A 16801-nucleotide genomic window follows, 5' to 3' on the forward strand; every position below is an offset into this window, starting at 1 on the left:
TGTTCGGCTATATCGCCTGGCGGTGTGGTCAGCCGCGACGACCGCAGACCGGCCAGGCGCCGATCCCCTGCGAATGCAGTACGTTCTCGGCCACGCGGATCTGTTCCTCACGGCTGGCGCTGGCCGCCGAGCCGGAGCCGCCGTTGGCATGCCAGGTGCCGGCGGTGAACTGCAGGCCGCCGGAGTAGCCGTTACCGGTGTTGATGGCCCAGTTGCCGCCCGACTCGCACTGGGCGATGGCGTCCCAGTTCACGCTGTAGGCCTTGGGAGCAGCCGGCGGAGGAGGAGGCGGAACGTCGGGGGCCGGCGGTGGCGCCATGTTCGGGTCGAAGTCCACCGGTTCCGGGGCCGGCGGCGCGGCGTCCGGGGCCGGCCCATCCGGCAGGTCGACCGGCGCGATCACGGCGCCCGGAGCCGCAGGCGGAGGCACGCTTGGGTCGAACCCCACTAGCTCAGGGGCCGGTGCGTCGTCCGGGGCGCCCGGAGCAAAGGCGTCCGGGGCCGCAGGCACGTTAGGGTCGAAGCCCACCGCATCGGGGCCGGGCGCCGCGTTCGGGTCAAGGCCCTCGTCCGCGGCGGCGGTACCGGACGGCACAGTCACGAGCGTCCCAGTGATCGCGGCGACGATGAGCGTCTTACGGACGTTCTTCAAGATTGTTCCTTTCGCGGTGCGCGCGCCAAAGCGAGCCAGCCCACGGCGGTGGGTTGGATGCGATGTCCAGGTGGAATTGCTGCTTTGGGACGTGCCGTCTCGTTTCGGCACGACAGCGGAGGGCCCGAGTTGCCCGTCGGGGGTTTCTATGCCCGACTGCTGCGACGGCTGTACTAGATCCGTGCCGCCCGCAGCTCCGCTCACACGCGGGATCCGTGGATTCAATTGTGTTCAACTACTGATGCCCGGTTTCGGGCTAAACGCACCGTACGATAACGATTTGGATTCGTCATCCCAGCCGAAGTGATATTTCGGTTCTATAACGAGCGGATCACGACGCGGTCGCACAATGGTCTCCGCAGGTCAAACACCTGTTTATTACTGCGTTCGGACCTGCCTGCCTCCGGTGCCACGGTGAGCCGAATCACGGGTATTTTGTGAGCTGCGCCACGCATTTGGCCGCATGTGGTCGCCGGGCTATTCAATGAATCCGTCGGCAGCCGCTCGTGACCCAGCTCATAGCGCACCGCTTCCGCTATGGCCGGTAGTCCTCGCCACCACGTAGGCCGCGGCCGAAACCACATCCCGGAAGACGTCCGGGGCCGATACCAAACTCACCGCTCAGTGAAAGTGCGTATCCGCTAAGGCTTTACGTGTTCCATGACCTCTTTGTCGAGGTTCGGCACGGTAGCCGCGCACCCCGGCGCGCCGAGGCCGGCCCAGCCGCTGATTGCACACCACCCCCCAGATGCCTGCCGTCGGTGCGCTGCCGTTCATAGACACATTTGTCGGCGATGGCAGCGGAACGATTTCCAGATAGCTGTCAGCCGAAAGGCACTGTGCTACAACAACATTGGGATTCGCAGCACAAGGGGCATGGTCCTTCCTGGCTGAAAAGCAGCCCTAACCTCGGGCTTTCGCGCCGGTTGATCTTGATGGTGTGTCTTGAACGAAGAATGGTGCTCTGAGCAGGGATAATCCGGTTTGTCTAGGACCAGATCATCTCAAGAATCGGAGCACCAATCTGGTGGGCAAGTCTACGTCGTGTTACCCGTCGTTGTCGGTCGATGGCCGCGCAACCGGTGTCGTGTCGCACGCAGGTGCGGTGGTATTGCTGCGCGCCGCCGAGCGGGCCGGGCTGACCGGCGCCTTGTCGGACGCGTTGGCGCCATGGCGTAAACCTCTGGCCAGCCACGATCCCGGCAAGATTGTGCTTGATATCGCTGTGGCACTGGCGCTCGGTGGGGACTGCCTGGCAGATGTCGGCCTGCTGCGCGCCGAGCCGGGCGTGTTCGGCCCGGTGGCCTCCGATCCCACCGTGTCGCGGTTGATCACGACGTTGGCCGCAGATGCCTCGAAAGCCTTGGCGGCCATTGATTCGGCGCGGGCCAGCGCGCGTGCGGCGGCGTGGGCAGCCGCCGGGCAGCACTCACCCGGTCATGGGATCGATGCCGATCACCCGTTGATCGTCGATCTGGATGCCACCCTGGTCACCGCGCACTCGGAAAAGGAGAAAGCAGCACCAACATTCAAGCGCGGCTTTGGATTTCATCCATTGTGCGCATTCGTTGACCACGGCAGTGCGGGAACCGGGGAGTCACTGGCGATCCTGCTGCGGCCTGGCAACGCCGGCTCCAACACCGCCGCCGACCACAAGACCGTCCTCGCATCGGCACTACAGCAGCTGCCGTTTGAGGTCGGCTATCGGGTCGGCAAGAAGGTTTTGGTGCGCACCGACGCTGGCGGAGCCACTCACGAATTCCTCAACTACCTGACCGCTCGCCGGCTGTCCTACTCGCTGGGATTCACGCTCAACGAAACGATGACCGCTGCCATCGACGTGATTCCCGAACGGGCCTGGACCCCGGCCTACGACGCTGACGGGCAGGTCCGTGACGGGGCGTGGGTGGCCGAGGCCACCGGGGTGGTTGACCTGTCGGACTGGCCTGCGGGGATGCGGCTGGTGGTGCGCAAGGAACGCCCCCATCCCGGTGCGCAGCTGCGGTTCACCGACCGCGACGGGCTACGGCTGACGGCGTTCGTCACCAACACCGGCCGGGGCCAACTGCCCGATCTCGAGCTGCGGCACCGCCGTCGTGCCCGCTGTGAAGACCGCATTCGGGTGGCCAAGGACACCGGCCTGGTCAACCTACCTCTGCATGGATTCGATCAAAACCGGATCTGGTGCGCGTTGGTGCAGCTCGCGATCGACTTGACCGCATGGCTGCAGATGCTGGCCTTTGACGAGCATTCGGCGCGGCGCTGGGAACCCAAACGCCTACGACTGCGCCTGTTTTCGATCGCCGGCCGGTTGGCGCGCCACGCCCGTCGAACCCGGCTGCGGCTCGCCGCCAGCACCCCATGGGCCGATCTGCTGGCTACCGCGTTGGCGCGCCTCCAACCGGGCTGACGAACACCCCACCTACCCCCACGACCCCACGGAAGGACCGACGGGCACAGGAACCCGCCAGAACCCGCTGACCGGGACCGCCATGATGCCCACCGTCGAAAATCAAGATCGAAAACCGCAATCCGAACCGATCAGGCCGCCACGTCAACCCCGCGAAACATCCGGGCTAACAACGGAAGAATTCTAAATCTACTAATAACATTTAAATGAGAAAACAAACAGAAGTAAAAGACTCACGCCGGGTCAAAGAATTCGATTGCACTCAATCCGGAGAGCAAACAGACGCGAGCCGGGCATGAATTTTGCAGCCCGTCGCACGGGCACGGTAAGAGCTGACGGTCAGCGCCGAGGCTGTGCTGGTACGCGCAAGTCGGCCGCGGTATTGACATTCGACAGCGGCCCGGAATTCGACATCACGATCCGTTGAGCGTCGCAAGCATCGACGAAGGCGCTCATCCTGCGCTCACCGGCGGCAACCCATGCATCAACCCGATCGGCCAACTCCGTCCGGTATACCGCAGCCAAATAGTGGCTGCGACCGTCCCACGGCAGCACCACTTCGGCATTGGTCTGCACCGCACGGCGCACCAGATCATCGATCAATTCGACTGTCAGCAAAGGCATGTCGACGGCGCACACGAACGCAAGCCGCGCGCCGGCCGCGGCGGCCGCACGCAGTCCGCGCCCAGTCGCCGGCAATGGACCGAGCCCCCGCACTTCGTCGCGCAGCACGTCAGCCGGCAGCGGCGGCAATGGTTGTCCAGGAGCCGCCATCACGAATATCGGGTCGCAGCGCTGTCCGACAACACCGACCACGTGCTCGACCAGCGTTGTGGTCCCTCCTGGCAGCGGTAGCGTCGCTTTGTCACGACCCATCCGCCGCGACTCTCCGCCGGCCAGGACGACCCCGGCAAGTGACTCTGCGCCCGGCACCGGTTCGCCCACGTCAGCCGACAGTCCAGGTGTCACGCCCGCGGAGCAGTGCTTGCAGCGCGGTGGCGTCGGACGGAACCGCACTCTGGGCGGCGCTGACCTGAGACCGTGCCGCGTCGTCGTAGGTGGGCCTACTGATGTGGCGGAAGATTCCGAGCACGGTGTGTTCGAGGTTTTGATCGGACAGCCGTGACAACGCGAACGCATACGCCGCGTCGTCGGCGTGCGCGTCGTGGACCACGATGTCCTCGACAGCCACGTCGGCGGTCTTGGCCACGTCGAGGCTGAAGCCAGACCGCACGACGCAGTATTCACCATTGGCGCCGAACACGATCGGTTCACCATGTCGGACGTTGATCACCCGCTCTTCCGCCCCCTCCTTGCGCAGCGCGTCGAAAGAGCCGTCGTTGAATATCGGGCAGTCCTGCAGGATTTCGACCAGCGCGGCACCGCGGTGCTGGGCGGCAGCGCGGAGCACCTCGGAAAGCCCGGCGCGGTCGGAATCCAGCGCGCGACCGACGAACGTCGCCTCGGCACCCAAGGCCAACGAGACCGGGTTGAACGGAGTGTCCAGCGAACCCATCGGGGTCGACTTGGTGATCTTGCCGACTTCCGATGTCGGTGAGTATTGCCCCTTGGTCAGCCCGTAGATCCGGTTGTTGAACAGCAGGACCGTGATGTTGACGTTGCGGCGCATCGCATGGATCAGGTGGTTACCACCGATCGACAACGCATCCCCGTCTCCGGTGACCACCCACACCGACAGGTCCTCGCGGGCCAGCGCCAGCCCGGTCGCGATCGCCGGCGCGCGGCCGTGGATCGAGTGGAATCCATAGGTCTCGAGGTAGTACGGGAAGCGGCTGGAACATCCGATGCCGCTGATGAACACGATGTTCTCGCGGCGCAGTCCGAGTTCGGGCAGAAAGTTGCGAATGGTGTTGAGGATGACGTAGTCCCCGCACCCCGGGCACCAGCGGACCTCCTGGTCACTGGTGTAATCCTTGGCCTTCTGCGGTTCGTTCGTCATGGGCACCCGCGAGTTCTTGGTCAAACTCGGGGTTAGACCGAGGTCTGTGCCCGCCAGATCGCCGGTCGCGCTAGTCATGAGCGCCCTTCCTTCTCATTGCCTGGTCCCGCGCTGACGGACGGCGCACCACTGGGGCGCGGCGCCGGTCATTCGACAGCTCCCGCTCCGATGGGGGCCGCCCCCAATTTGGCGACCATCGTCTTGTCTTGCTCAATCTCGGCCAGCGTCCCGCCCAATGCCGCGCGGATAACTCGGCCGATTTCGTCGGCCAAGAACGACAATCCTTGAACTTTGGTGACCGATTGAATGTCGACCAGATACTTTCCGCGTAGCACCAGCGCCAACTGGCCCAGGTTCATCTCAGGTGCCACTACCTGCGGATAACGTCGCAGCACGTCACCTAAGTTCGCCGGCAATGGGCTGAGGTACCGCAAGTGGGCATGAGCGACCCTGATCCCCTTGCGCCGCGCCCGCCGGCACGCCTCACCGATCGGCCCGTAAGAACTGCCCCAGCCGATCAATAACAGCTCGGCGTCCCCCGTCGGGTCGTCGACCTCGAGGTCGGGAACCCGGATTCCGTCAATCTTAGCTTGGCGAATCCGAACCATGAGGTCGTGATTCATCGGCTCGTAGGAGATGGCACCGGAGCCATTGGCCGCTTCCAGCCCGCCGATGCGGTGCTCCAGACCGGGAGTGCCGGGAACGGCGAACTGACGGGCCAGAGTCTCGGGGTCCCGGTTGTACGGCTGGAAGGGCTCGTCGGGTTTGGCGAACTTATGCACGATGGGCTCAAAGGTGGTGATGTCGGGAATCCGCCACGGTTCGGAGCCGTTGGCAATGGCCCCATCGGACAACACGATCACCGGGGTCTGGTAGGCAAGGGCGATCCGCACCGCCTCGACGGCGACCTCAAAGCAGTCGGCCGGCGACCGCGGCGCGAGCACCGCTACCGGCGACTCACCGTTGCGGCCATACAACGCCTGCAGCAGGTCGGCCTGCTCGGTCTTGGTGGGCAGGCCGGTCGACGGCCCACCTCGCTGCACATCGATGACGATCAATGGCAGTTCGGTCATCACGCCAAGGCCTAGTGCCTCGGACTTCAGCGAAATACCCGGCCCCGACGTGCTGGTGACGCCGATCGCACCGCCGTACGCCGCACCCAGGGCCGCACAGATACCACCGATCTCGTCTTCGGCCTGGAAGGTGATGACATTGAAGTTCTTGTGCTTGGACAGCTCGTGCAGGATGTCGGACGCCGGCGTAATCGGATAGCTGCCCAGCACCACCGGAGCATGGGCGAGCTGGCCCGCTGCAACGATCCCGTACGCCAAGGCGGTATTTCCCGAAATTTGCCGGTATTCGCCGGGCGGCAAGGCCGCCGCCGAAACTTCGTACGTGGTGCCGAATGCCTCGGTGGTCTCGCCGTAGTTCCACCCCGCCTTGAGGGCCAGCACATTGATCTCGGCGATGTCGGGCTTGCGCGCAAACTTCTCTCTGATGAAGTTTTCACTGGTCCGTATCGGCCGGCCGTACATCCACGACAACAACCCCAAGGCGAACATGTTCTTGGCGCGCTGGCCGTCTTTCTTCGACGCGCCAACGGTTTCCACTGCCGCCAGGGTCAACCCGGTCATCGGCACGGAATGCACGACGTACTCGTCCAATTCATCGGACTCCAGCGGATTGGTGACGTATCCGACCTTCATCAGGTTGCGCTTGGTGAACTCGTCAGAGTTGGCAATCACCATCCCCCCGCGGGGCAGGTCACCGAGATTGGCCTTCAGCGCTGCCGGGTTCATCGCGACCAGCACGTCCGGCCGGTCACCGGCCGTCAGGATGTCGTAGTCAGCAATCTGAATCTGAAATGACGACACCCCGGGCAGGGTGCCTGCCGGAGCCCGGATCTCGGCGGGATAGTTCGGCTGGGTGGCCAGGTCGTTGCCGAAGATGGCCGCTTCCGAAGTGAACCTGTCGCCGGTCAGCTGCATCCCGTCGCCGGAGTCGCCGGCGAAACGGATGACGACATGTTCCAGGCGCCGCCGCTCGTGCCGGGCATGCGACGCCACGGCATGAGACTCTGACTCGGCTCCGCTGCCATTCGGATCCACGTCTCCGCCTTCCGTCCGTAATCAGGCTTTTAATCAGGCCCTAATCAGGAGAAGCACTCCGGTGCGGTTTCAGGTTACGCCGTCGGAATGGCTCCCCCACCTCACGTTTTGGTGTCACTGGCGGTATCAAGTATGACACTTGTTCCTGCGCGTTTAGCCGTCACCGAACCTCGGCAGAGTGCGGTCGATTTACTAAAAGCCGACGTCAGGGAGGGGACGGTTGTGGTGGCAGCCCAAACTGTGGTCTTGGTCACTTTCTCACCAGCCGCGCCTGAGACCGCTCGATCGTGTCTCAGCTGGGCGACGCGCGGGTACAGAGCTAGGTCGCGACGGGCTCGGTTCGTAGCGTCGGAGCCCGTCTCCTCCCGACGCTAGGCGCTCTTGTCGCGGCGCTCGGAACGGGACGGCTTGCGCGGCACGATCGTCGGCAGCACGTTGTCCTGCACCGTCTCCTTGGTGACCACGACTTTGGCGACATCGTCGCGGCTGGGGATGTCATACATGACCGGCAGCAGAACTTCTTCCATGATCGCCCGCAAGCCGCGAGCGCCGGTGCCGCGGTGGATCGCTTGGTCCGCGATCGCTTCCAGCGCATCGTCGGTGAACTCCAGCTCCACCCCGTCCATTTCGAAGAGCCGGGTGTACTGCTTGACCAAAGCGTTCTTCGGCTCTGACAAAATCTTGACCAACGACTCCTTGTCCAGGTTGGTGACCGAGGCAACCACCGGCAGGCGGCCGATGAATTCGGGAATCAGACCGAACTTGATCAGGTCCTCGGGCATCACTTCGGCAAAGTGGTCGGTGGTGTCGATCTCGGCCTTGGACCGGACTTCGGCGCCGAAGCCCAAGCCACGCTTGCCCACCCGCTCGTAGATGATCTTCTCCAGCCCGGCGAATGCGCCCGCGACGATGAAAAGCACGTTGGTGGTGTCGATCTGGATGAACTCTTGGTGCGGATGCTTGCGGCCGCCCTGCGGGGGAACCGATGCCTGGGTGCCCTCGAGAATTTTCAGCAGGGCCTGCTGAACGCCTTCTCCCGAGACGTCGCGGGTAATCGACGGGTTCTCGCTCTTGCGGGCAATCTTGTCGACCTCGTCGATGTAGATGATGCCCGTCTCGGCACGCTTGACGTCGTAGTCGGCTGCCTGGATCAGTTTGAGCAGGATGTTCTCGACGTCTTCACCGACATAACCGGCCTCGGTGAGGGCCGTGGCGTCGGCGATGGCGAACGGCACGTTAAGCATCTTGGCCAGCGTCTGGGCCAGATAGGTCTTACCGCAACCGGTCGGTCCCAGCATCAAGATATTGGATTTGGTCAGCTCGACCGGCTCGTGCCGGGAGTCTCGGCTCTTCTCGCCGGCCTGGATGCGCTTGTAGTGGTTGTAGACCGCGACGGCCAGGGTCCGTTTGGCGGTGTCCTGTCCGATGACGTAGCCCTCGAGGAATTCCCGGATCTCAACGGGCTTGGGCAGTTCATCGAGTTTCACATCGTCGGCGTCGGCGAGTTCCTCTTCGATGATCTCGTTGCAAAGGTCGATGCACTCATCGCAGATGTACACTCCGGGACCGGCGATGAGCTTCTTGACCTGTTTTTGACTCTTCCCGCAGAACGAGCACTTCAGCAGGTCACCGCCGTCTCCTATGCGCGCCATGATGGTGAGGGCCTACTTCCTGTTCGCCGTTCGTCTTACCGTGCCGCGTGTACTCCCCGACGCTACCCGCTTGCTGCGGCCCACCGCGACTGTTGGCGCCGAATAGCGTCTTTGATATTCCTTGGTATTCATAGCCTCGTGTCTGAATGAAACATATCGCCCAGCGGCGCGCGGCACTCGTCGAGACGCGCAATCGTTGTCTCTGGCGTGTCGCGGTCGTGATGCAACCGTTGCTCATCAACTGGCATCCGGTGGCGGCCCGCACCCCAGGCGACCACCCTACAGTGACGTTTGTGCGGTTGGCTGCTGATTCCGTGGTGATCAGCGACGGCGGCCTGGCCACCGAGCTCGAGGCCCGCGGTCACGACCTCACCGACCGGTTGTGGTCAGCGCGGCTGCTGACCGACGCGCCACAGGAGATCACCGCGGTGCATGCGGAGTACTTCCGCGCCGGCGCCACAATCGCCACGACAGCCAGCTACCAGGCGTCGTTCGACGGATTCGCGGCGCACGGGATCGGCCGAGACGGCGCGGTCGCGTTGCTGCGCCGCAGTGTCGAACTCGCCGCGACCGCGCGGGACGAGGCCGGCACGGCCGGCCTTCTGGTGGCCGCCTCGGTCGGACCCTACGGCGCCGCACTCGCCGATGGGTCGGAATATCGAGGCCGCTACGGACTCAGCGTCCGGGCTCTAACTCGGTGGCATCGCCCCCGGTTGGAGGTGCTGGCCGCCGCCGGCGCGGACGTGCTGGCACTGGAAACCATCCCCGATGTCGACGAGGCCGAAGCACTCGTCAGCCTGGTGCGCCAGGTGGGGGTGCCGGCGTGGCTCAGCTACACGATCGAGGGAACCCGAACCCGAGCCGGGCAACCGCTGGCCGCCGCGTTCGCGGTGGCCGCCGGCGTTCCGGAGATCGTCGCGGTGGGCGTCAATTGCTGTGCTCCCGACGACGTGTTGGCGGCAGTGACGTGCGCCGACGTGGGCAAGCCGGTGATCGTGTACCCCAACAGCGGCGAGCATTGGGACAGCCGGCACCGTTCTTGGGTAGGCCCGCGGCGGTTTTCTGGTGAGCTCGCCGCGCAGTGGGTTGCCGCGGGAGCGCGCATCGTCGGCGGATGCTGCCGGGTGGGGCCGGCGGACATTGCCGAGCTCCGGCGGGCACTGGCCGTTGAGGCCTAAGTTCAGGCCTTTTGCGCGGACAGCTTCCGGTACTCCAGAACGGTGTCGATGATGCCGTAGTCCTTGGCCTCTTCGGCGGTCAGGATCTTGTCCCGGTCGGTGTCCTTGCGGATCACCGCGGCGTCCTTGCCGGTGTGGCGCGCCAGCGTGGTCTCCATCAGCGTGCGCATCCGCTCGATCTCGGCAGCCTGGATCTCCAGATCGGAGAACTGACCCTGGATCACCCCCGACAATGACGGCTGGTGGATCAGCACCCGCGCGTTGGGCAGCGCCATCCGCTTACCCGGCGTCCCGGCAGCCAACAGCACAGCCGCCGCCGAGGCGGCCTGACCGAGACACACCGTCTGGATATCGGCCCGCACGTACTGCATGGTGTCGTAGATCGCCATCAGAGAGGTGAACCCACCGCCGGGCGAATTGATGTACATGGTGATATCGCGGTCGGGGTCCAGCGACTCGAGCACGAGCAGCTGCGCCATGATGTCGTTGGCCGATGCGTCGTCGACCTGGACACCAAGGAAGATGATGCGCTCCTCAAACAGCTTGTTGTAGGGGTTGGACTCCTTGACACCGAAGCTGGAGTGCTCGATGAACGACGGCAGGATGTATCGCGCCTGGGGCTGGCTCTGAGGATTCATTGCATTTCTCCATTGGTGACGCTTGCGGCGCGGGTGATGATGTGGTCGACGAAACCGTATTCCAGGGCTTCGGGGGCGGTGAACCAGCGATCGCGATCCGAGTCCGCCTCGATGCGCTCGATCGGCTGGCCGGTGAATTCGGCATTGAGCCGGAACATCTCCTTCTTGATGACCGCGAACTGCTCGGCCTGGATTGCGATGTCAGCCGCGCTGCCGGTGACGCCGCCCAGCGGCTGGTGCATGAGGATGCGAGCGTGCGGCAGCGCGTAACGCTTGCCCTTGGTGCCCGCGGCCAGCAGGAACTCGCCCATGGAGGCGGCCATCCCCATCGCGTAGGTGGCGATGTCGCAGGGCGCCAAGGTCATGGTGTCGTAGATCGCCATGCCGGCGCTGATCGATCCGCCCGGGGAGTTGATATACAGCGAGATGTCCTTGGTGGGGTCCTCCGCCGCGAGCAGCAGAATCTGCGCACACAGCCGATTGGCCACGTCGTCGTTCACCTCTGAACCCAGGAAGATGATGCGCTCGGAGAGTAAACGCTCATATACCGAGTCCGTGAGGGAAAGGCCCTGCGAGTTTGAACGCATGCCAGTCACTTGGCTCACAGTGGGACACCTGCTTTCTTGAGTTCCGTATGAACCGACCCTAACCAACCGCACTGGCTGTGTGGCGCTCCCGCACCCCTGAAATGGGCGCGTTCGCTCACAGCGTCACGCGCTGTGTTCGTGGCCGGGCGGATCGGTCGCGTCGGTCACGGCTGGGGCATCGGCAGTCTCGGCCGGGGCGTCGGCAGCCTCGGCCGGGGCGTCGGCGGTCTCGGCTCCCGCCTCGGGCTCTTCGGCACCCGCGTCGGGCTCTTCCGAAGCCTCGGGACTCGTGCCGAACAACTCGCCGGTGTCGATCGTGTTGCCGTCGCTATCGGTGACGGTTGCGGCCCGGGCGACGGCCCGTACCGCCAACTCGCGCCGAACGTCGGCGAACATCGACGGCAGCTGGTTGTTCTCCTGAAGGTAGGCGAACAGTTGTTGCGGCTCGACGCCGTACTGCCGCGACGTCGTCAACAGTCGTTCGGTGAGGTCCTCCTGACCCACTTGGACTTTCAGCTCATCGGCGAGGGCATCCAACAGCAGCTGCCTCTTGACATCCTTCTCCGATGCGCTGCGGGCCTCGGCATCGAACGCCTCACGCGACGAGCCTTGTTCGGCGAGCAGCTCGTTGAACCGGGCCTCGTCGTGGTTGATGCCACTCAGTGCGCTGTGGATGACGCTGTCGTACTGCGCCTGGACATAGGACTCCGGCACCGGCACGTCGACCTGCTCGAGCAGGATGTCGATGGTGGCGTTGCGGATCTGCTCCGCCTGCTGGGCGCGCTTTGCCTGCAGCACCTGCTCACGCAGGTTGGCCCGCAGCTCCTCGATGGTGTCGAACTCGCTGGCCAACTGGGCGAACTCGTCGTCGGGGTCGGGCAGCTCGCGCTCCTTGACGGACTTGACGGTGACGGTGACCTCCGCGTCGCGCCCGGCGTGTTCGCCGGCTGCCAGCGTGGCGGTGAACACCCGGGACTCGTCGACGGACAGGCCGACGATCGCGTCGTCGAGCCCTGCGATCAGGCGACCGGAGCCGACTTCGTGCGACAGTCCCTCGGCGGCGGCGTTGGGCACCTCCTCCCCGTCGACGGTTGCCGAAAGGTCGATCGTGACGAAGTCGCCGACCGCCACCGGCCGCTCGACCGGGTTGAGCGTGCCGAAGCGGACGCGCAGGGACTGCAGCTCAGTCTCGACGTCGTCGTCGCTGACCTCGATGGGCTTTACCGAGACCGCCAACTGGCCCACGTCGGGCAGCGTGATCTTGGGCCGGACGTCGACCTCCGCGGTGAAAGCCAGATCCTGGCCGTATTCCTTCCGGGTGACCTCGATGTCGGGCCGGCCCAGTGGCTGGATTTCCGACTCGGCCAGCGCCTGTCCGTACCGGCTGGGCAGAGCATCGTTGACGATCTGATCGAGCATCGCCTCGCGGCCGAAGCGCGCCTCGAGCAGCCGGATCGGCGCCTTGCCCGGCCGGAACCCAGGCAGCCGAACCTGTTTTGCCAGCTCCTTGTAGGCCCGCTGGAAATCGGGCTCGAGCTCTTCGAAGGGCACCTCCACATTGATGCGAACCCGAGTGGGGCTCAAATGCTCGACGCTGCTCTTCACGGATGTGCTCCTCGATGGTCGTTCCGGACGGTCGGCTGGTCGGGGTGACAGGATTTGAACCTGCGGCCTTCCGCTCCCAAAGCGGATGCGCTACCAAGCTGCGCTACACCCCGCGCTGACCTCGCGATCCTACGGCCCCGGCGGCACCGGGCCGGCAGCGACCTCCGGGGACCTGACAGCGCATGCGACACGCGTCACATACCTGCGTCGATTAGATTTGATCTTGGCCACCACGTAGAGTTTCGCTCGACTTAATGCATGCGGGCGTAGCTCAATGGTAGAGCCCTAGTCTTCCAAACTAGCGACGCGGGTTCGATTCCCGTCGCCCGCTCAGACTTAGCTGCCCCGGGGGAGTGCGCCATGTGTAATGCCGACGTCAAAGGCACATGCGCACCCGCCTTCGGCAAAGTACGTGACGCCTTCGAGCGCAACTTTCGGTCGGGCCAGGAAGTCGGCGCGGCAGTCGCCGTATGGGTGGACGGCGATCTCGTCGTCAACCTCTGGGGCGGTTCAGCGGACGCTGCCGGCACCCGGCCGTGGCGACAAGACACTCTGACGAACGTGCTATCCGGCACCAAGGGCCTGGCGGCTACCTGCATCCACCAACTCGCCGACCGCGGTGAGTTGGACCTGCAGGCACCGGTGGCCCGGTATTGGCCCGAGTTCGGGCAAAAGGGCAAGGAAGCCGTGACCGTGGCCATGGTGCTGAGCCACCGATCCGGCGTGATCGGACCGAACAAGCGACTGAGCTGGGAGCAAGTCACCGATTGGGACTTCGTCTGCGATCAGCTGGCTGCCGCGGAACCCTGGTGGGAGCCGGGCACTGCTCAGGGCTACCACATGACCACGTTCGGTTTCATCCTCGGCGAAGTGTTTCGCCGGATCACCGGTCGCACGATCGGCCACTACCTGCGCACCGAGATCGCCGAACCGATCGGCGCCGACATCCACATCGGCCTGCCCCGCTACGAACAGCATCGCTGTGCCGACATGGTGAACGAGCCGAAGGTGCGCGGGATGCTCGCCGACGTGCAAGCCCCCGACTGCCCGGCCAGCCTGGACGAACACCCCAAGGCCGCGCTGTCGGTCTCGATGGGATACGCCCCCGCCGACGAAGTCGGCAACAACGACATGCAACTGTGGCGTGAGCTGGAGTTCCCCGGCACCAACGGCCTCGTCTCGGCCCTGGGTTTGGCGACGTTCTACAACGCGCTCGCGCAGGAAAAGCTGCTCAGCCGCGAACACATGGAACTGGTCCGGGTGTCGCAAGGCGGCTTCGACACCGACCTGGTGCTCGGTCCGCGGGTGGCCGATCACGGGTGGGGATTGGGCTACATGCTCAACCAGCGCGCCGTCAACGGCCCAAATCCGCGCACCTTCGGCCACGGCGGCCTCGGTGGTTCGTTCGGGTTTGTCGATCTGGAACACGGGATCGGCTACGCGTACGTGATGAACCGCTACGACGCCAGCAAGGCCAACGCCGACCCGCGCAGCGTCGCCATGAGCAACGAGGTCTACGCGACGCTCGGTGTCACGCCGGGCTGACCCGGCCTAACCCTCCCTCGAAATTTGCGCAATGCGGTTGTGACCGGACCTCGGCTTAGCGTCCGCCCCCGGGGCCGCCACCAGGTCCGGCAGGCCCTGCTGGACCAGGCCCAGGTCCGCCGACTCCGCCCGGACCAGGCCCTCCATTCGGGTAGGGCCCAGGTCCACGCCAGTTGTCGTGGCAGCTATTCCAGTCCCAGTTGTTGCCCCAGCCGGGATCCCAGAAGTCGCCCGGGCACCACCATTGCGGCATGGGCGACGGCTGGGCCTGCACCTCCGATGCGACGCCCAACCCAAGCATGCCCACACCGCAGGCCGTCGCGAAAGTCGCTGCAGCTAAACGTGTAGAAGCTCGCATAGGTCAACGAGTACCCGGATGCCCGACGCGCAAACTGGCGCGCGCGTCGTCACCGTTGGCAGGCCGGGCACCAGAACACGTTGCGGCCTTCCAGCTCGGCAGTAAGCACCGTGGTCCCGCAGAGTCGGCATGGCTCGCCCGCGCGCCGATAGACGTAGGTGCGGGGCCGGCCCGGGCGGTACGACGGGGCGCCGTGGTCGTGCTCGGCGCGGACGGCAATGATCTTGCCGCGCCGCAGGCCCACCTTCATCAAGGCCACCAGGTCGGTCCAGGCCGCGTCGAACTCTGCCTCGGTGATCCGCTGACCGGTCCGGTAGGGGTCGATGCGGTGACGGAACAACAGCTCGCTGCGAAAGACGTTGCCCACCCCTGCCATCACTGTCTGGTCCATCAGGAGCGCACCAATGGGCCTGCGGGACTTCATGATTCGGGCCCACGCCCACGACGGGTCAGCGTCCGGGCGCAGCGGGTCGGGCCCTAGCCGGGCAATCACGTCGGCGACTTGGCTCTCGTCGATCACCTCGCATACCGTGGGGCCGCGTAGGTCGGTGCCGTATTCGGCGCCGATCATGCGCATCCGCACCTGTCCCACCGGTTCGGGAAGACGATCGGCCGCCGGACGTTCCCATTCGGTGAAGGTGCCGTAGAGCCCGAGGTGCACATGGACGATCCCGCCGCCGGCATAGTGATGGAACAGGTGTTTGCCCCACACACTGGTTCGCCGCAGCACCCGGCCGTCCACCGCGACGGCCGAATCGGCGAAGCGGCCCTGGGGGCTGGATACCGCCACCGGCGAACCGGCGAACCGGCGCTGATGCAGCCGGGCCAACCGGTGCAACGTATGCCCTTCGGGCACGGCAGTCCTTGTCTGGGTTCAGGTCTCAGGCCACCGCACCGGGTACCGGCGGCGCTTGGTGGGTGCGTTCGTATTCGGCGAGAATGTCGATTCGGCGCTGATGGCGTTCGGCTTTGGACCATTGCGCGGACACAAACGCATCGACAATGGCTAGTGCCTCGGCGACGGTGTGCATGCGGCCGCCGATGCCGATCAGCTGAGCATTGTTGTGTTCGCGGGCGAGCGACGCCGTCTGCACACTCCACGCCAGCGCGCAGCGCGCGCCGGGAACCTTGTTGGCCGCTATTTGCTCACCATTGCCGGACCCCCCCAACACGATGCCCAAGCTGCCCGGATCGGCCACCGTCCGTTCCGCGGCGGCGATGCAAAACGCCGGGTAGTCGTCGTCGGCGTCGTAGCTGAAGGCACCGCAGTCGACCGGTTCGTGTCCCGACGTCGTGAGGTGCTCGATGATGTGCTGCTTGAGTTCGAATCCGGCATGGTCAGACCCCAGGTAGACGCGCATGCCCGACATTGTGCCCGACACCCGCCGCGGGTCGTCGTCGCCCGGCCTATTCGAACTCGGGGCGCTCGGTGCGAGTCCTCTTGAGCTCGAAGAAGTGTGGGTAGGCGGCGAACGTCAAGGATGCGTCCCAGAGCTTGCCGGCCTGCTCGCCGCGCGGGATCTTCGACAGCACCGGTCCGAAGAACGCCATCCCGTTGAAGTGGATGGTCGGCGTGCCCACGTCGTCACCCACGGCATCCATCCCGGCGTGGTGGCTCTTGCGCAGGACATCATCGTAGGCATCGGTGGTAGCGGCCGCGGCCAGTTCGGCCGGCAGCCCGACCTCCGCCAACGATTGGGTGATGACCTCCTCGAGGTCCTTGTTGCCCTCGTTGTGAATCCGGGTGCCCATCGCGGTGTACAGCGGCGCCAACACGGCAGCGCCGTGGGCCTGCTCCGCGGCGATCGCCACCCGTACCGGACCCCACGCCCTCGTCATGTTCTCGCGATACTGCTCCGGCAGCCCTTCCCGGTTTTCGTTGAGCACCGCCAGGCTCATGACGTGGAAATTCACCTCGATATCGCGGACCTTTTCCACCTCGAGAATCCAGCGCGACGTGATCCATGCCCACGGGCACAGCGGGTCGAACCAGAAATCGGCAACAGACTTTTCGGGCATACTGCGATCCTCTCCTGCAAAGTTCGAAGACGGTGAGAACACCGTCCAGCACAACCACGGCCGCGGTTCGGGTGTTCCCAGGGTCACGG

Annotated in this window: 15 protein-coding genes and 2 tRNA genes; 4 read left to right on the forward strand and 13 right to left on the reverse strand. The window is 65.0% G+C overall.

From position 1 onward, the window contains the following. Nucleotides 1-28: 28 nt before the first annotated feature. Nucleotides 29-652, reverse strand: coding sequence for a transglycosylase family protein (locus B4U45_RS05500; RefSeq protein ID WP_219859348.1), 624 nt, complete (start codon nt 650-652; stop codon nt 29-31). A 1027-nt stretch (nt 653-1679) separates the two neighbouring features. On the opposite strand from B4U45_RS05500, the gene B4U45_RS05505 reads away from it, so the two are divergent. After that, on the forward strand, nt 1680-3062 hold the full coding sequence (locus B4U45_RS05505; RefSeq protein WP_075545416.1) for an IS1380 family transposase: 1383 nt from the start codon (nt 1680-1682) through the stop codon (nt 3060-3062). A gap of 339 nt (nt 3063-3401) precedes the next feature. On the opposite strand, the gene mobA is transcribed toward B4U45_RS05505, so the two are convergent. The 4 genes from mobA to clpX form a co-directional block, all read right to left on the reverse strand. Then, nucleotides 3402-4007: a molybdenum cofactor guanylyltransferase gene (gene mobA / locus B4U45_RS05510; RefSeq protein WP_082275540.1), complete on the reverse strand. Its 606-nt coding sequence runs from the start codon at nt 4005-4007 to the stop codon at nt 3402-3404. Between the two features lies 1 nt (nt 4008). Continuing rightward, nucleotides 4009-5100: a 2-oxoacid:ferredoxin oxidoreductase subunit beta gene (locus B4U45_RS05515; RefSeq protein WP_075548375.1), complete on the reverse strand. Its 1092-nt coding sequence runs from the start codon at nt 5098-5100 to the stop codon at nt 4009-4011. 68 nt (nt 5101-5168) lie between these two features. Continuing rightward, nucleotides 5169-7130, reverse strand: coding sequence for a 2-oxoacid:acceptor oxidoreductase subunit alpha (locus tag B4U45_RS05520; protein ID WP_176357384.1), 1962 nt, complete (start codon nt 7128-7130; stop codon nt 5169-5171). A 371-nt stretch (nt 7131-7501) separates the two neighbouring features. Further along, the gene (clpX, locus tag B4U45_RS05525; protein ID WP_023365883.1) at nt 7502-8782 is read right to left on the reverse strand and encodes an ATP-dependent Clp protease ATP-binding subunit ClpX; all 1281 of its coding nucleotides are present in this window, start codon (nt 8780-8782) and stop codon (nt 7502-7504) included. A 293-nt stretch (nt 8783-9075) separates the two neighbouring features. Here clpX and mmuM point away from each other — a divergent pair, with 293 nt between their 5' ends. After that, on the forward strand, nt 9076-9960 hold the full coding sequence (gene mmuM / locus B4U45_RS05530) for a homocysteine S-methyltransferase (protein WP_075548468.1): 885 nt from the start codon (nt 9076-9078) through the stop codon (nt 9958-9960). 2 nt (nt 9961-9962) lie between these two features. On the opposite strand, the gene clpP2 is transcribed toward mmuM, so the two are convergent. The 4 genes from clpP2 to B4U45_RS05550 form a co-directional block, all read right to left on the reverse strand. After that, entirely contained in the window at nt 9963-10598 is a 636-nt protein-coding gene (gene clpP2 / locus B4U45_RS05535; protein ID WP_023365890.1) for an ATP-dependent CLP protease proteolytic subunit ClpP2, read from the reverse strand. Beyond that, the gene (gene clpP1 / locus B4U45_RS05540; protein WP_089024968.1) at nt 10595-11203 is read right to left on the reverse strand and encodes an ATP-dependent CLP protease proteolytic subunit ClpP1; all 609 of its coding nucleotides are present in this window, start codon (nt 11201-11203) and stop codon (nt 10595-10597) included. Before clpP1 ends, clpP2 begins: the two co-directional genes overlap by 4 nt. A 105-nt stretch (nt 11204-11308) precedes the next feature. After that, entirely contained in the window at nt 11309-12790 is a 1482-nt protein-coding gene (gene tig / locus B4U45_RS05545; RefSeq protein ID WP_082275541.1) for a trigger factor, read from the reverse strand. A 36-nt stretch (nt 12791-12826) separates the two neighbouring features. Then, nucleotides 12827-12903, reverse strand: a tRNA-Pro gene (locus B4U45_RS05550). A gap of 147 nt (nt 12904-13050) precedes the next feature. Between B4U45_RS05550 and B4U45_RS05555 the strand changes: the two genes are divergently transcribed. Both B4U45_RS05555 and B4U45_RS05560 read left to right on the forward strand, forming a co-directional pair. Beyond that, nucleotides 13051-13121 (forward strand) — tRNA-Gly (locus tag B4U45_RS05555). 29 nt (nt 13122-13150) lie between these two features. After that, complete coding sequence (locus tag B4U45_RS05560; protein WP_075548377.1) at nt 13151-14335, forward strand: serine hydrolase domain-containing protein; 1185 nt, start codon at nt 13151-13153, stop codon at nt 14333-14335. 55 nt (nt 14336-14390) lie between these two features. On the opposite strand, the gene B4U45_RS30660 is transcribed toward B4U45_RS05560, so the two are convergent. From B4U45_RS30660 to B4U45_RS05575, 4 genes are read right to left on the reverse strand one after another with little or no spacing between them, the layout of a single operon-like run. Next, nucleotides 14391-14693 carry an Mtp family mycobacterial-type pilin gene (locus tag B4U45_RS30660; protein ID WP_478212077.1) on the reverse strand — a complete coding sequence of 101 codons (303 nt, stop codon included), beginning with the start codon at nt 14691-14693 and terminating at the stop codon, nt 14391-14393. Nucleotides 14694-14742: 49 nt separating this feature from the next. Next, a complete protein-coding gene (locus B4U45_RS05565) occupies nt 14743-15549 on the reverse strand; it encodes an Fpg/Nei family DNA glycosylase (RefSeq protein WP_075548378.1) in 807 nt (268 codons plus the stop codon). Nucleotides 15550-15574: 25 nt separating this feature from the next. After that, nucleotides 15575-16054: a ribose-5-phosphate isomerase gene (locus tag B4U45_RS05570; protein ID WP_075548469.1), complete on the reverse strand. Its 480-nt coding sequence runs from the start codon at nt 16052-16054 to the stop codon at nt 15575-15577. A 46-nt stretch (nt 16055-16100) separates the two neighbouring features. Beyond that, nucleotides 16101-16712 (reverse strand): Rv2466c family mycothiol-dependent reductase, encoded by a 612-nt coding sequence (locus B4U45_RS05575; RefSeq protein WP_075548379.1) that lies wholly within the window; start codon nt 16710-16712, stop codon nt 16101-16103. Nucleotides 16713-16801: the final 89 nt, after the last annotated feature.

It is taken from the genome of Mycobacterium persicum, assembly GCF_002086915.1.
GTDB classification, from domain to species: domain Bacteria; phylum Actinomycetota; class Actinomycetes; order Mycobacteriales; family Mycobacteriaceae; genus Mycobacterium; species Mycobacterium persicum.

Bases quoted from the DNA above. Each gene is read 5' to 3' on its own strand.
- B4U45_RS05515 (WP_075548375.1), bottom strand. From the start codon at position 5,100: ATGACTAGCGCGACCGGCGATCTGGCGGGCACAGACCTCGGTCTAACC.
- clpX (WP_023365883.1), bottom strand. From the start codon at position 8,782: ATGGCGCGCATAGGAGACGGCGGTGACCTGCTGAAGTGCTCGTTCTGC.
- clpP2 (WP_023365890.1), bottom strand. From the start codon at position 10,598: ATGAATCCTCAGAGCCAGCCCCAGGCGCGATACATCCTGCCGTCGTTC.
- B4U45_RS05560 (WP_075548377.1), top strand. From the start codon at position 13,151: ATGTGTAATGCCGACGTCAAAGGCACATGCGCACCCGCCTTCGGCAAA.
- B4U45_RS30660 (WP_478212077.1), bottom strand. From the start codon at position 14,693: ATGCGAGCTTCTACACGTTTAGCTGCAGCGACTTTCGCGACGGCCTGC.
- B4U45_RS05570 (WP_075548469.1), bottom strand. From the start codon at position 16,054: ATGCGCGTCTACCTGGGGTCTGACCATGCCGGATTCGAACTCAAGCAG.
- B4U45_RS05575 (WP_075548379.1), bottom strand. From the start codon at position 16,712: ATGCCCGAAAAGTCTGTTGCCGATTTCTGGTTCGACCCGCTGTGCCCG.